The organism is Xanthomarina sp., from assembly GCF_035306605.1.
In the GTDB taxonomy this organism is placed as follows: Bacteria; Bacteroidota; Bacteroidia; order Flavobacteriales; family Flavobacteriaceae; genus Xanthomarina.
Genome location: NZ_DATGNR010000042.1, coordinates 46,600 through 62,094, shown reverse-complemented (window position 1 = coordinate 62,094; position 15,495 = coordinate 46,600). Strand labels below are relative to the sequence as shown.

The 15,495-nt window shown below is 32.5% G+C and carries 12 protein-coding genes; 6 read left to right on the top strand and 6 right to left on the bottom strand.

Translation table 11 applies throughout. The annotated features are described in order from the left end of the window. Positions 1-57 precede the first annotated feature (57 nt). Positions 58-2,808 carry a putative LPS assembly protein LptD gene (locus tag VKY41_RS06395; RefSeq protein ID WP_500813607.1) on the top strand — a complete coding sequence of 917 codons (2,751 nt, stop codon included), beginning with the start codon at positions 58-60 and terminating at the stop codon, positions 2,806-2,808. Between the two features lie 48 nt (positions 2,809-2,856). Then, a complete protein-coding gene (locus VKY41_RS06390) occupies positions 2,857-3,237 on the top strand; it encodes a RidA family protein (RefSeq protein WP_500813606.1) in 381 nt (126 codons plus the stop codon). A 2-nt stretch (positions 3,238-3,239) separates the two neighbouring features. Here the strand turns inward: VKY41_RS06390 and VKY41_RS06385 are convergent, their stop codons facing one another. Beyond that, positions 3,240-3,788 carry a class I SAM-dependent methyltransferase gene (locus VKY41_RS06385; protein WP_500813605.1) on the bottom strand — a complete coding sequence of 183 codons (549 nt, stop codon included), beginning with the start codon at positions 3,786-3,788 and terminating at the stop codon, positions 3,240-3,242. 215 nt (positions 3,789-4,003) lie between these two features. Between VKY41_RS06385 and VKY41_RS06380 the strand changes: the two genes are divergently transcribed. Beyond that, entirely contained in the window at positions 4,004-5,044 is a 1,041-nt protein-coding gene (locus VKY41_RS06380; protein WP_500813604.1) for a GMP reductase, read from the top strand. Here VKY41_RS06380 and VKY41_RS06375 read toward each other — a convergent pair whose 3' ends face one another. The 5 genes from VKY41_RS06375 to VKY41_RS06355 form a co-directional block, all read right to left on the bottom strand. Then, positions 5,045-5,410 carry a methylglyoxal synthase gene (locus VKY41_RS06375; RefSeq protein ID WP_500813603.1) on the bottom strand — a complete coding sequence of 122 codons (366 nt, stop codon included), beginning with the start codon at positions 5,408-5,410 and terminating at the stop codon, positions 5,045-5,047. Continuing rightward, complete coding sequence (locus tag VKY41_RS06370; protein ID WP_500813602.1) at positions 5,410-6,273, bottom strand: N-acetylglucosamine kinase; 864 nt, start codon at positions 6,271-6,273, stop codon at positions 5,410-5,412. The genes VKY41_RS06375 and VKY41_RS06370 overlap by 1 nt, the downstream gene beginning before the upstream one ends. Positions 6,274-6,352: 79 nt before the next feature. After that, positions 6,353-7,351: a type I glyceraldehyde-3-phosphate dehydrogenase gene (gene gap / locus VKY41_RS06365; RefSeq protein ID WP_500813601.1), complete on the bottom strand. Its 999-nt coding sequence runs from the start codon at positions 7,349-7,351 to the stop codon at positions 6,353-6,355. A 66-nt stretch (positions 7,352-7,417) separates the two neighbouring features. Continuing rightward, positions 7,418-8,404: a 6-phosphofructokinase gene (gene pfkA / locus VKY41_RS06360; protein WP_500813600.1), complete on the bottom strand. Its 987-nt coding sequence runs from the start codon at positions 8,402-8,404 to the stop codon at positions 7,418-7,420. A gap of 128 nt (positions 8,405-8,532) precedes the next feature. Beyond that, positions 8,533-12,933 (bottom strand): translocation/assembly module TamB domain-containing protein, encoded by a 4,401-nt coding sequence (locus VKY41_RS06355; protein WP_500813599.1) that lies wholly within the window; start codon positions 12,931-12,933, stop codon positions 8,533-8,535. 93 nt (positions 12,934-13,026) lie between these two features. Between VKY41_RS06355 and tsaD the strand changes: the two genes are divergently transcribed. From tsaD to VKY41_RS06340, 3 genes are all read left to right on the top strand, one after another. Next, a complete protein-coding gene (tsaD, locus tag VKY41_RS06350) occupies positions 13,027-14,049 on the top strand; it encodes a tRNA (adenosine(37)-N6)-threonylcarbamoyltransferase complex transferase subunit TsaD (protein ID WP_500813598.1) in 1,023 nt (340 codons plus the stop codon). Positions 14,050-14,158: 109 nt separating this feature from the next. Next, complete coding sequence (locus VKY41_RS06345) at positions 14,159-14,788, top strand: peptidylprolyl isomerase (RefSeq protein WP_500813597.1); 630 nt, start codon at positions 14,159-14,161, stop codon at positions 14,786-14,788. Further along, complete coding sequence (locus tag VKY41_RS06340) at positions 14,788-15,495, top strand: 16S rRNA (uracil(1498)-N(3))-methyltransferase (protein ID WP_500813596.1); 708 nt, start codon at positions 14,788-14,790, stop codon at positions 15,493-15,495. Before VKY41_RS06345 ends, VKY41_RS06340 begins: the two co-directional genes overlap by 1 nt.

Here is a 15,495-nt window from a genome sequence, read left to right as displayed (position 1 = left end):
AATTTAATTTTCGAATTTTTCTGTTTATTAAATTAATCACAAAAAATATATGTAATTTTGGCAATTCAAAAACCGAGCCATACTTTTACAAAAATACATTTAAAAGCGTTGCATACAAACAACTTTTACATACTTTTTGCCTTAAGTTTTACAGTGTTTATAAACACTTTTGGCTTCGCTCAAGACATTCCAAAAACTGGAAGAATAGTTTCTCCTAATAAAGTCGAGGACACGATTACCGTTGGTGTTGATGCTCTACAAAAATTAGAGGTTGCCAAAGTTGAACAAGACTCTACCATACAAGATTCCATTAAGCCTAAACCAGAACTATTAACGTCTACTGTTACGTATAAAGCTAAAGACTACACCTCATTTAACATTAAAGAACAAAAACTTTATTTATATAATGAAGCCGAAGTGTTTTTTGATGATATGGAGTTAAAAGCCGGAGTTATAGTAATAGATTATAATAAAAATGAAGTTTATGCTGGACGAATAAAAGATACGGCTGGAGTTTATACACAGCGTCCATCATTTAAACAAGGAGACAATTTGGTAGAACCAGACTCTATTAGATTTAACTATAAAACTGAAAAAGCCTTAATTTTTAATTCGAAAACCGAACAGCAAGGCATGCAAATTTACGCGCCAATCACAAAAAAAGAAAACGATTCCGTTATCTTTTTATACAAAGGTCGGTTTACAACTTCTAAAGACATAGAGAATCCTGAATATTACTTTCAAGCTAATAAAATTAAGTTAGTACCAGGAAAAAAGATTGTTGTTGGACTAACTAATATGGTAATTGCAGATGTTCCAACTCCAATTGGTTTACCATTTGGTTTTTTCCCTTTAACCAAGAAACAAACTTCTGGAGTTTTAATTCCTAGTTTTGGTGAACAAAGCAGTCGGGGTTATTTTTTACAAAACGGTGGTTATTATTTTGCAATTAGCGATTATATTGATTTAGCTGTTTTAGGAGATTATTATACCAATGGAAGTTATGGTTTACGTTTTGAAAGCGATTATGCCCTACGTTATAAATTTGGTGGTAATTTAGGGTTTAGGTATGAAAACCTTATTAGCAGTGAACGTGGATTTCCCGATTATTCCAAATCCACCATTTATAATATACGATGGTCTCATAGCCAAGACACGAAATCAAGTCCAAATTCTAGATTTTCTGCATCTGTTAACTTAGGAAGTAGTAAGTATTATCAAGAGTCTATAAATCAGGTAAACGCCCCAAGTTTTTTGAATAACACCATGGCATCGTCTGTTTCTTACTCAAAAACCTTTCAAGGAGAACCACAGGTAAATATGAGTGTAGCAGCAACTCATTCACAAAACACCAATACTGAACAAATTAACATGACCTTGCCAACATTACAAGCAAGTGTTAGCAGAATTTATCCTTTCGAGCCAAAAACAGGTTCTAAAAAAGGTGCCATTCAAAATATCAACTTTCAATACAGTGTAAGAGCTGAAAACAGAATTCAAACTACCGATTCTTTATTCTTTAAAAAAGAAATGTGGGATCAAGCCCAAAACGGAGTAAGTCATAGTATTCCACTTACAACCAATTTCAAAGTGTTTAAATATTTAAGCTTGAGTGCTACAACTAATTTCAAGGAGACTTGGACTTTTAAAACCGTGGATAAATATTACGACGAAACTATAAATCAAGTAATAACCAATGAAAATAACGGGTTTGCTTCCTATAGAACATACGATTTCAATACTAGTTTAGGAACCACTTTATACGGAATGTTTAATTTTGAAAAAGAAGGTGAGGACAAAAAAATTAAAGCGCTTAGGCATGTTGTTAGACCTTCAATAAGCTATAGCATAAATCCATCTTTTAATAAGTATTACGATACTTACGAAGTAGTTAGTGCAGATGGTTTAACTAGAGAGGAAGTAGAATACTCTAGGTTTGAAAAATCTGTTTATGGCTCTCCTAATAACCGTTACTCAAATACTGTTGGTTTTTCTTTAGGAAACAATTTAGAAATGAAAGTTCGCGATAAAGATTCTACTGCAACCGAACCAAGAAAAATAAAACTTTTGGACAACCTAAACATTAGTACAGGTTACGACATTGCAGCCGACTCATTAAACTGGAGTAATGTTACAATTTCTGGTAGTACTCAGTTATTAAAAAATAAAATGTCTGTTAACTTTGGAGCTTCTTTAAACCCTTACGCATTAGACAATAACAACAACTTAGTTGACATGTGGAATGTTGATAATGGAGGAAGCCTTTTTAGACTAACAAGTGCTAACATTACCATGAATTACACCATTTCTAATACTACTTTTACTGGTGGCGAAACCAAACAAAGCACTAATGAAAACCTAAGAAGTGGTGGCCGAGCTGATGATTTATTTGGACGTTCTCAAGATTTTGCGGATCAAAGTTTTTATGAAGATGACGACGAAGAGGAAAAAACACCAAGCGATTTATACACAAGTTTAATCCCATGGAGTATTCGCTTTGCCTATGCCGTTAACTATACAAACGTAAGACGTGAAGATGAAATATCCTCTCATTCATTAATGTTTTCTGGAGATGTGGAATTGTCCCCACGTTGGAAAGTTGGAGCTTCTTCAGGTTACGATTTCAAAAATAAAGGTTTCACCTATACTTCTTTAAGATTTGAAAGAGACTTACTGAGCTGGAGAATGAGTTTAAACTGGATACCATTTAGCGACAGAAGTTCTTGGAACTTCTTTATTGGTATTAAATCTAATCTTCTTAAAGATATTAAATACGATAAACGAAGACAACCTGATAAACTACTTTAATTATTGTTAATGAAAATATTTCATTAATAGAATGTAAAATTATTAATTATGAAAAAAATCATCAACACTCCCCTAGCTCCAGCTCCAATTGGACCATACAATCAAGCTGTTTTAGTTAATGGTATTTTATACACTTCAGGTCAAATAGCTTTGAATCCAGAAACTATGGACTTGGTTTTGGACGATATTAAAACGGAAACTAGACAGGTAATGGAAAATTTAAAAGCTGTTTTAAAAGCTGCAGACATGACTTTTGAAAACGTCTTTAAAGCAACCATTTTTGTTAGCGACATGAATGATTTTTCGAAAATAAATGAAGTGTATGGCACCTATTTTAATGAAGAAACTGCACCAGCCCGTGAAACAGTTCAAGTTGCCAATTTACCGAAATTTGTAAATGTTGAAATTAGTATGATGGCCGCGAAATAAGCTTAATCTAATTTTTCAAACACATACAAGTTATTGAGTCCTAATTGAAATTTCTTCTTTTTAATTAGCTTAAAACCTTTTGAAAATATAGTTTCAGTATCACTAGGTTTAAAACCATAGTGTTCTTCCAAACTCATACCATCTATTAGCTTTAATTTTAATAGAATTTCTAAAATAAAATCTACTTGTGGTGAAGGGACAGTTATAATAACTCTCCCTTTATGTTTTAATAAGCTATAAATTTCTTGCGACATGCTATCCTGAACATCTTTTGGAATGTGCTCTAAAACAGCTAGCATAGTAATAGCATCAAAGCTTAAGTTTTTCGGAACATCTTCAGGAAACTTTCCAGGCAAAAGTGTATATGAATTTGTCTTAATTTCCTTATTCAAAATTGGATCAATTCCATAACTATATGAAATTTCATTTTTCCACTTTTCAAACATCACACCATCCACACTGCCAATATCCAAAACAGCATCGTTCTTTCTAATAAACTTTTTCGCTTTGTTAATACGAACATTTTGCAAATATCTATCTAAGGCTTTCATTAAAACATGTATTTATAAATATTTGTCCTTTAAACTTAATAAAACTATTAGTTCACGAAGTTAATCTTTCTATTATCTAATGACAAAATGTGAGTAAATTAATCTTTGTGTTTTTCATTAATAATTGTTAATAAGAAGAAAACTTAATAATACAATTGGCTTTAAAATGAATAAAAGAACTTGTATTTTTGATAGTAACCCAAAAAATTTCAAAAATGCGAATAGAACACGACATAAAACTAGGCTTTAAGGATGTGATGATTAGACCAAAACGTTCTACTTTAAAAAGTCGGTCGCAAGTTAGTTTAGAGCGAAGTTTCAACTTTCTAAACAGTCAAGCTACATGGAGTGGAATTCCTATTATGGCTGCAAATATGGATACCGTTGGCACTTTTGAAATGGCCTTGGCTTTGACAAAAAACAAATTATTCACGGCTATACACAAACATTACTCTCTTCAAGATTGGGAAAACTTTTTAAAAAATGCGCCTAAAAACATTTCTGATTATATTGCAGTAAGTACAGGCACAGGAAAAGAAGATCTAAAAAAACTTGCCACTATTTTTAAGTTACATCCTGAATTAAAATTTATATGCATCGATGTGGCCAATGGTTATTCTGAACATTTTGTGGATTTTGTAAAACGCACACGAGAGCAGTATCCAACTAAAACCATAATTGCGGGAAATGTGGTTACGGGAGAAATGGTTGAAGAACTAATTTTAGCAGGTGCAGATATTGTTAAAGTAGGTATTGGACCTGGTTCTGTTTGCACAACACGAGTTAAAACGGGCGTAGGTTATCCTCAATTATCGGCTATTATTGAATGTGCAGATGCGGCACATGGATTGGGTGGACAAATTATAAGTGACGGAGGCTGTTCAACTCCTGGAGATGTTGCAAAAGCATTTGGAGCTGGAGCCGATTTTGTTATGCTTGGTGGCATGTTTGCTGGACATACAGAAAGTGGTGGTAAAACTATTGAACGCAATGGAAAATCATATAAGCAATTTTACGGAATGAGCTCAACCACTGCTATGGATAAATATGTTGGTGGCGTTGCTGAATATAGATCTAGCGAAGGAAAAACAGTTGAAGTGCTTTACAAAGGTGACGTTGACGCAACGGTTTATGATATTCTTGGTGGTATACGAAGCACCTGTACTTATGTAGGTGCACAACATTTAAAAGAATTAACAAAAAGAACCACATTTATTCGTGTGGCTGAACAAGAAAATAAAGTTTATACTGAATAATTACAACAAACCTTTCATCAATAAATCAGCTGTTGCAGGATTGGTAGCTAAAGGCACATCGTGAACATCACATAAGCGCATAAGCATAAGTACATCGGGTTCATGTGGGTGTTTTTCTAGTGGATCTCTGAAGAACAAGACCATATCACACTTTCCTTCTGCTACTCTTGCTGCAATTTGTGCATCGCCACCCATAGGTCCTGACAGCAACCTCAATACTTCAAAGCCTGCTTTTTTAACTTTTTTTCCTGTAGTGCCGGTGGAAACTAATGAAATATTCCTTTGAAGGAGAATCTCCTTGTGTTCATTTAAAAACTGAACCATTTCTGCCTTTTTTCCATCATGTGCAATAATTGCTATTTCCATTAATTTAATTGATTTATATGGTATGTTACAAGTCCATCTATAGGACGTCTAATTATGTTTCCTACTTTAAAGTTAAATTCCTTTGCAACTTCTACAATTTCATCTTTTGAAAAATAAGCTACAGATCCTACAAAATGTACTGGAGCAGTTTTTATTTCATCAGAAAACTGTAAAATCATGTTTTCTGAAAACTTTCGAAGACCATTTAAAATAAGATTTTTTATATAGGCAGAATCTTTATTTGAAAATAAAAATTCGGCAAATGAAGCTAAGTAAGCATTAGGATTAGCCTGCTTATAAAGCTTGTTTTTAATATAATCAGCATCTAAATTATATTTTTGAGCAAAAGCGGTTTTTAAATTCTCAGGCATACGATTAAAATAGTAATCTCTTAATAATTCCTTTCCGAAATAATTACCAGATGCATCGTCCATAATAGTAAAACCTAGAGAAGCTACACGCTGATGTATCTGTTCTCCATCAAAATAACTACAATTAGATCCCGTACCAAGAATACAAACTACAGCTGCTTCATTTTTATAACTTAATCCTGCCCTTACCGCTGCCCAAGTATCCTCCTTAACTTCAATGGTAGCATTTTTAAAGATGCTTTGTAACACTTGTTTTAATAAAAGTCTAGGTTTTTCAGTTCCACATCCAGCTCCATAAAAAAATATGTGAAGAATTTTTTCTTTGTCATTTATTAATTCAAGGTTTGAATTAATAATTTCAAAGAGTTCTGTTTCCGTTAAAAGTGCTGGGTTTAATCCTTTGGTTTCTATTTTCTCAACAAGCTGATTTCCCTGAGAATCAACTGAAATCCAATCGCATTTTGTAGAACCGCTATCGGCTATTAATATCATGTGATAAAAATATAAAAATTCCACACACCAAGCCTCTATTTAAATAGATTTAGCATGTGGAATTTATTATTTAGTTATATTAAATTGAATTCATAAGAGTTGCCAACTCTACTAATTTTACAGAATAAGCATATTCATTGTCATACCATCCTACTAATTTGAAAAATCTAGAATTTAATTCTATAGAGGCATCAGAATCAAATACACAAATGTTTGTCTCTCCTACAAAATCTTGTGACACTACTTTTTCTTCAGTGTAACCTACAATACCTAACATCTCATTTTCCGATGCTTTTTTAAAGGCTTTATTAATTTCCTCTAAAGAAGTTTCCTTTTTTGTTCTAACCGTTAAATCAACAACAGACACATCGGCTGTAGGAACTCTAAAAGCCATTCCTGTTAGTTTACCCGCTAAATTGGGAAGAACTTTACCAACAGCTAATGCAGCTCCAGTAGATGCTGGGATTATATTTAACAAGGCACTACGACCCGCTCTATAATCCTTTGCTGAAGGCCCATCAACGGTTAATTGCGATGCAGTTGTAGCATGAATAGTAGTCATTAATGCTTCTTCTATTCCAAAATTATCTTCTACAATTTTAGCCATAGGTGCTAAGCAATTGGTTGTACAAGAAGCATTTGAAATAATGGTATGTGATGCATTTAACTGGTCCTGATTCACTCCCATTACAAACATTGGAATATCTTTACTTGGCGCAGAAACTACTACTTTCTTAGCCCCAGCTTCAATATGGTAATTAGCGGTATTTAGAGTTTTAAAAATCCCCGTACAATCGGCAACAACATCAGCTTTTACTTCATTCCATTTTAAATTTCTAGGATCTCTTTCGGAAGAAACTCTAATGGTTTTTCCATTTACAATCAAATGACCTTCTTTTATATCTATGGTTCCATCAAATTTTCCATGAACCGAATCATATTTTAATAAATATGCTAAATGATCAACCTCTAATAAATCGTTTATAGCTACGACATCAACTCCCTGTTTTAACGCTGCTCTAAACACAAGTCTTCCTATTCTTCCGAAGCCGTTAATTCCTAATCTTAAATTTGACATTCTTATATGTTATTTTCTTTATTATTAATCTTTCTCTAATTTATTAATCCGTTTTTTTAAAACCAATTAAGTTGTCATAATATCTGACACTCGTAAAAGTTCTAAATTAATCTCAGTCTTACCTTTCACTGCCTTATCTAAGGAGGTTAATTCCATTTTGTTATTTAGAATTCCAACCATATAATTAGATTTTCCTTCTAACAATGATTCCACTGCCTTCACTCCCATTCTACTTGCTAATACACGGTCAAAACAACTTGGAGAGCCTCCACGCTGCATGTGCCCTAACACCGAAACACGTACATCATATTCTGGCATATGCTCATCCACATAATCTTTAAGCTCGAACACATTTTTTCCTATTTTATCTCCTTCGGCAACAACTACAATACTAGATGATTTTCCTGAAGCTTTACTTCTTACTAAAGATTCAATTAATCTGTCAAGTCCTAAATCTTCCTCAGGGATTAAAATTTCTTCCGCTCCTGCTCCAACTCCTGCATTTAATGCGATATGTCCGACATCTCGCCCCATAACTTCAACAAAAAACAAACGTTTATGAGAACTTGCTGTATCTCGAATTTTATCAATGGCTTCTACAACTGTATTTATAGCTGTATCGTAACCAATTGTAAAATTAGTTCCGTAAATATCGTTATCTATAGTTCCTGGAATTCCAATTACAGGAAAGTTAAAATCCTTATTAAATACCATTCCACCGGTAAAAGTACCGTCACCTCCTATTAAAACTAAGGCTTGAATGCCTTTTTTTACCAAATGGTTGTATGCTTTTTTTCTTCCCTCCTTGGTTTTAAACTCGTCAGATCGGGCTGATTTAAGAATAGTTCCACCTGTATGAATGATATGGTTGACATTTCTAGCAGTGAAATCCTTGAAATCTCCTTCCATCAAGCCTTCAAAACCTCTATATATTCCAACACACTCAATATTATGGTAAGCACACGTTCTAACTACAGAACGAATTGCAGCATTCATTCCTGGCGCATCTCCACCAGAAGTCAAAACACCTATTTTGGTAATTTTATCACTCATTTATTAACTGTTAATTGTAGTAAATTTAATAAAGAAAACCCAATAAAAGCAGGGTTTTATATTAAATTTAAGAGGAATCCTGTAGGAAAGTGATTATTTTGGATTACCATGATTTTTATTAGCTAATTTTAATCTTCCTTTTTAAAACCAACATAAGAAGGTAATGCATTCTCTTCTTTATCAGAAGTTTCTTTTGAGGTTTGCTTCACCGTTTTTACTTTTCCTTTAAAAATCTTATTAAGAAGTTCTTTAAACGTATCAAAATCGACATTATAGGCAATTCCGACACCTTGAGTATAACCAATTTCTTCACCAAAATTACGGATACTATTTTCTCTATTAAACACTTTGGCGGTTAGAGTACCTTCTTCATTTAAAAGAAAATCAATCTGAACGTCTCCTGCAACAACGGTTTCACTAACGCCACCAACAGGAACCCCAACCTTACCATTAATAATAACGCGTTCGGAAATGTTTGTTTGAAGGGTAACGCCTAAACGATCGTCGGTATGATACTCTGGAGTATTTTCACCTGCCTCGTAATTTAAGCCTACATTTAATTTATTATTTCCGCTAGTAAACAAACCATTAATAATTCCGTTTAATCGTTCTGCAATGGTTCCCGTAAAATTAACTTCGTTTAACCTATTAGAAAATGCACCCGTAGCCAGCAAATAAATAGCTTGATTGTCTCTATCTTGTTTGGAACTTAATCTATATTGAATTTCAGATTTTACCGTTGAATTTAAATTTGGAAAGCTAAAACCGAAATCAATATCTGGTTTTTCCAATTGTCCAGTTAGGCTGGTTTCAACATACACAGGAATACTTCTATTTATAGGATTATCCAATAATGGTGATGGGTTTGCCTGCGTAGCATAAAGAGCTTTTATATCAATTCTAGCACTCATTGGATCACCATCCCAGCCCAAACTTCCTTCTTGAACAATAAATTTCTTTTCTATAATTCCACCATATTTAAAGTTGTATATACCATCAAATACTATAAAATCCCCAAACATTCTAAACTTACCATTGGTATTTATTTCTATTAATAAACCACCTTCTCCTTTCCCTTTTATGGTACTTCCAGAATCTTTATCAATTACAATTTCTATTTCTGCATCTTGGGTAATATCTAAATCAAAATCTAATTCCAGACCAGAAACTTCTTTGGTTACTAAGTCTTCTCCTTTAAGTTTGGCTTCCTTTTCTTCAGGTGTTAAAAAATGAATATAAGAGTTGTCTCCAAATGACTCCATATCACTTAATGGAATAACGAAAGAGGTTTTTGGTTTTGTTTCGGCAATTACACTTATTGTTAATTGATCTGCTGGACCTTTAATTTTTGCTGAGCCACCAATAAAAGCTGTTCCATAATATAAAGCTTCATCATCGTCATCGGCATGTGTATCAAGAACGACTAAGTTTTGAGTTGTTACACCCAAATCCAATTCCCATTCAGAAAAATTAGTATGACTTATAGATCCATTCAATACACCTTTAGTATCGAATTTAGTATCGGTTAATTGTAATGAATTAAAAACAAAGCTCTGGTTGACTAAATTTACCTGAGTATTATCTGCAAAGTCATAATTCACATTAAGGTAAGGTACTTTTAACCCTGAATTATTCAGCTTTAAATTCCCACTTACACTTGGTTTTTTTAAATTTCCAGAGACATTAGCAACACCTGTTACATCACCCCGGATATCGCTTAAAATGCCTTCTAAAAAGGAATTTATAAAGTCTAGCTTAAACTTATTGAATAACAAATCTATATCTAAAGTAGACACTTCGTTAACAAAGTTTATATTTCCAATGGCAGCAAAAGATTGTGCTTTTTTATCTTTAATTCTAATGTCTACAGCGTAGTTGGTTAAGTCTTCGTTACCCGTTATGGCTGCATCAAACGAACCTAAAAGCAGATCGTTTACTATTAAATTATCAATAGAAATTTCTGAACTAGGTAAATAAGCTCCCTTTTTCTGAAGTATTTCTAACCTTCCATTAACATTCCCATACATATTCAATCCATCAACGTCAGGAGTTATTTTAGATAGGTCGACATCATTAAAATTAAGATTAATATTCTTTGAGGTAGAATCCTTTAAAACACCAGAAAGCCTAATTTCTTCATGATTATGATTCATGATAATTTGCTCAATATTAACATTAGTGAACTTGTTATCGAATACAACTTTATGCAAATGATCTCGATTTTCATTAATTGTCCATTTGTTTCCTTTAAAAGTTACATCAGACTCTTTTAAACCTACAACCGACTTGTTTTTTGGGTTTATAGTATGATAAAAGTTTAAGTTATAAAGATCTCTATTGTCCTTACCTCCTTTAAATTCAGTACGAACGTATAAAGTATCGTTCAGGGTCACGTTAATTAAGCTAAATTTTGAAACATCATAGAATTTCGTGTTTATACTGTCTATTTCAACATAAGTATTAAATACAGGGTTTTTGTTATCTAGTTGAAGTTCTATTTGGTTTGCAAAATAATCGAACAGCTTAATTTCAGGAGATTTAAACGTTAGTTTAAACTCCTTTTCATCGCTTTCAACCCGTCCACGAACATAGGTGTTTTTTCCAAGGATTAAATCTGGAACAAACACTTCAACTATCTTGTTATAGATTTTGAAATTAAAATCGATATACTGATTTTCTCTTACTTTATGAGGTTTGAAGTTGGTATAAATACTTCCAATAGCATTTTCAAATAGTTTTCCTATATCAGCAATAACAAACTCCCCACTAAGCTCACCTTCAATAATATCTGGGGAATTCACACTAATATCTCTTACACCATCTTGAAAAGATGACGTAATTTCAAAATCATCAAAGAAATACTCGTCATTTTGATTTTTATAAGAAGTTTTGTTTATCTGAATACTTCCAACCGCATCATCAATGGTCGTTCCTTTCATTTTCATATCTACAATTCCTTTGAATATAGATACATCATCTTTTTTAACGAAATTCAAGGCATTTAAATTTGCAAAAGAAACATCTGCCACAAAATCGAAGGAATTAATGGATTTAGAAAAATCGGCTAATCCATCAAATTTTAATTTTAAATTTTTATCGTTTGAAATAAGCTTTCCATTAAAAATCTTATTTCTTAAGTTTCCAGAAACATCAATGTTTTCATAGGCATATTTATTGTAAACCAATGAAAATATATCACCATTCAATTTTGTGTTTACGTTTTCTTTGGTAAAACCAGAGCCATCAACATCAAGATTTAACGATGTTTTACCAAGGGTCTTATCATCTATAAACTTCCCAAGATCAAAGTCTTTAAGCACAACCTTCCCCGAGTACGAAGCATTATCGATGTCGTTAATCTTAAGCATATTCAAATTGGCGTCAATAAGTCCAATTTGTGTGTTAATTAATAAGTTTGCTGAGATAGTAGAAGTAGTTATTTCAGATATTCCAACAATATTCAAATTTCCAAGTTTATCGAATGCTGTTGGAATGGATTGCCCTAAAACATTTGGCAACAAAGCCTTTAAATCTCTGTAATTAGAGTTAAGCTGATCGAAATCGCCCTTCATATAAAAGTTATCAACTTCAGCATTAAAGAGGTTTTTAAATTTTATATCTCCTATAATTTGGCTTCTTGAACTTGTAAACAATTTTAAATCATTAACCATTAAATCGTTAAGTGTTCCACTTAATTTAGCACTAAAATTAGCTCTTTGATTAATCCCAAATTCATTGTAAAAGATGTTTAGTTCATTTAACGCCACATCACTTTTAGTAAAAGTAGCATCCACTAAAACCTTATCTGTGAAATATTTTAAATCTTCTCTATCGTAAAAAAACTTCACTTCTCCTTCTAATGATGAATTTGCTGTTTTAATACTTAAGTTCTCCAATAAAATATTGCTTGGTGTATAAGTGAAATTGCTTATTAAATTACTGACTTCCAGTCCTCTACTATCATTAAAAGCCAAGGTATTAATACGAGTACTCACATCGCTACCATTTATAACTAAATTGGTAGTATTAGCTTGAATATTACTGAACTCTAGAATTTTTGGGGTTTCTTTATTTTCATCAATTAATCTAAAAATTCCGTTATAAATAGAAACATCACTAGAGGATAGTAAGAAATTGCTTTTTTCGTGCGAGGGGTTGTCTTCATCAAACTTTGCCACGAAAATATCAAGGTTGGTATCTACTTCTCCTTTATACGTTTTTAAATTAAACACCAATCCATCTAAACCAATATCGCCAAAAACCAATTTATTATTTATAATGTTTTTAAAGCTTAAAATAGACGTATTCAATTCTTTTGCAGCGAAAAGAGTATCTTTCTTATAATCTCTAATTAGGATTTCCTTTAATTCAACATCTCCATTAAGTTGAAGACCAACCCTACCTATATTTATATTTGTACCAAAATCATTATTTAATCTGGTAGTTACTTTCTTTCCTAAATAAGTTTGTACTGATGGAATGGAAAGCAACAACACCAAAATGATGAAAAGCAGCAAAATTATTGCCACCAATTTAGATAGTATTTTTAAAAATTTTTTGATACGTTTTAATGTTATAACTTTGAAGTCAAAATTAACAATTATTGTGCCTAAATCTAACTAATGTTATCACAAAATATTTATATTCTAGGAATTGAATCATCCTGCGATGATACTGCTGCTTCCGTGATTTACAACGGCAAAATTTTAAGTAATGTTGTTGCCAATCAAAAAATCCACGAAGAATATGGTGGCGTAGTACCTGAATTGGCTTCTAGAGCGCACCAACAAAACATAGTTCCGGTAGTAGATCAGGCCATAAAAAAAGCCAACATTAGGAAAGATCAACTCCAGGCCATTGCATTTACGCGTGGGCCAGGTTTAATGGGCTCCTTACTGGTTGGCACCTCTTTTGCAAAATCGCTTGCCATGGGATTGAACATACCATTAATCGATGTCAACCACATGCAAGCTCATATTTTAGCTCATTTTATTGATGAAGATGGTTTTAATAAACCTCCTTTTCCGTTTCTTGCTATGACTATTTCTGGTGGACACACTCAAATAGTAAAAGTTTCAAGTTATTTTGAAATGGAAGTTATAGGAGAAACCATTGATGATGCGGTTGGAGAAGCTTATGATAAAAGCGGGAAAATACTTGGTCTAGGCTATCCTGCTGGGCCAGAAATTGACAGACGAGCACAATTAGGGAACCCGAAAGCCTTCCAATTTACAAAACCAAAAGTAGATGGATTAAATTTTAGTTTTTCAGGACTAAAAACAGCGATTTTATATTTTATTCAAAAGGAAGTTAAGGCTAATCCAAATTTTATTGAAGAGAACATCAACGACATTTGTGCTTCCATTCAATATACAATTATCGGAATTTTAATAGATAAATTAAAAATGGCTTCTAAGCAAACAGGAATAAAACATATTGCTATTGGAGGTGGAGTTTCAGCAAATTCAGGAATCAGAAAGGCATTAAAAGAAGGAGAATCTAAATTTGGATGGACTACCTACGTACCAAAATTTGAATTTACTACTGACAACGCTGCAATGATTGCTATAGTTGGTTATTTAAAATATCTTGAAAACGATTTTTCAAAACAAAGCATAACAGCCTCTGCTAGACTAAAAATCTAATTATTTAAATAAAAACTAGGTGATAATTCCTATATTTATCTAACAGATTTTATAGTTTCAACCTAATAATTTTGTTTTTTTGCTGTATCAAACATATAAATACTCCCCAATGAAAAGAATTTTACTTTTACTTTGCCTAATTAGCTATATATCAAATGCTCAGGAAGAAAGCACCAATATTGATTCCGTAATTGATATAACTTCTGCCGAAGAGTTTCTAAAAACAAATAAGCGAAAAGGCAATAAGCTCATTACTTTTAACGAAGAAAAACATAAAACGATTTTAGCTAAAGACCTTTTTAAAATGTCGATTGGAAGTAAAAAAACAAACGAAAACAGCTTTGAAAAAACTTCCTATAAAATAATAGAGAAAAATATGGTTCCCCATTATCGAATGAGTTACATTTTGCTTAATGGAAAAAACGAAGATCCAGCTACTATCCAAGGAACTATAAAACAAATTATAAACGCTTACGATAAAGGTGCTCCATTTGAGTTCCTAGCCAAAAAATATTCCGTTGCAAATAATGCAAATCGTGGTGGGGATACAGGTTGGTTTGGTAAGGAAGAAGTTTATTCGTTTTTTAGTGTTGACGTAACTGAAGATCTATACATGGAAAAGGAATTATACACTTTAGAAAATGATAAAAATGGTTTGTATTACATCGTTCTAAACACGTTCAAACCAAAGGAAATTAAGGAAATTAAAGTTCTAAAAATTGTAGAACCAAAAATATAATGCAGTTATTTTATAACCCCGATATAACAGAAGAAACGACACAAATAATTTTTCCAAAGGAAGAAAGCAAGCATATTGTAAAAGTTTTGAGAAAATCGGTAGGCGACATTATGCATATTACCAATGGATATGGTTTGCTTTTTACAGCAGAAATATCTGTTTCTGATATTAAAAATTGTATGGCTGTCGTTATAAATAAAGAAAAACAAGAAAAAAGGGCTTATCATGTTCATTTAGCCGTAGCTCCAACAAAAATGAACGATAGATACGAATGGTTTCTAGAAAAAGCTACGGAAATTGGTATAGACAGCATTACGCCTATAATATGTGACAACAGCGAAAGAAAAACAATTAAACCCGAACGTTACGAAAAAATACTGCAAGCAGCCATGAAACAGTCGCTTTCTTGCTACATGCCAAAACTAAATAAAGCTGTCTCATTTAAAGAATTTGTAAGTCAGCCCCAATCGGAACAAAAATTTATTGCGCATTGTGAAGAAACAGACAAAAAATCTTTAAAAAAAGAAATAAAACCAAACCAAGACATCACTGTTTTAATTGGCCCTGAAGGCGATTTTAGCACAAAAGAAATCAAGCAAGCAATTGATGCTAATTTTATTCCTGTAACATTAGGAAACACGCGACTTCGAACAGAAACAGCTGCCATAGTTGCTTGCCATTCCATAGCTTTTTCAAATGAATCTTAA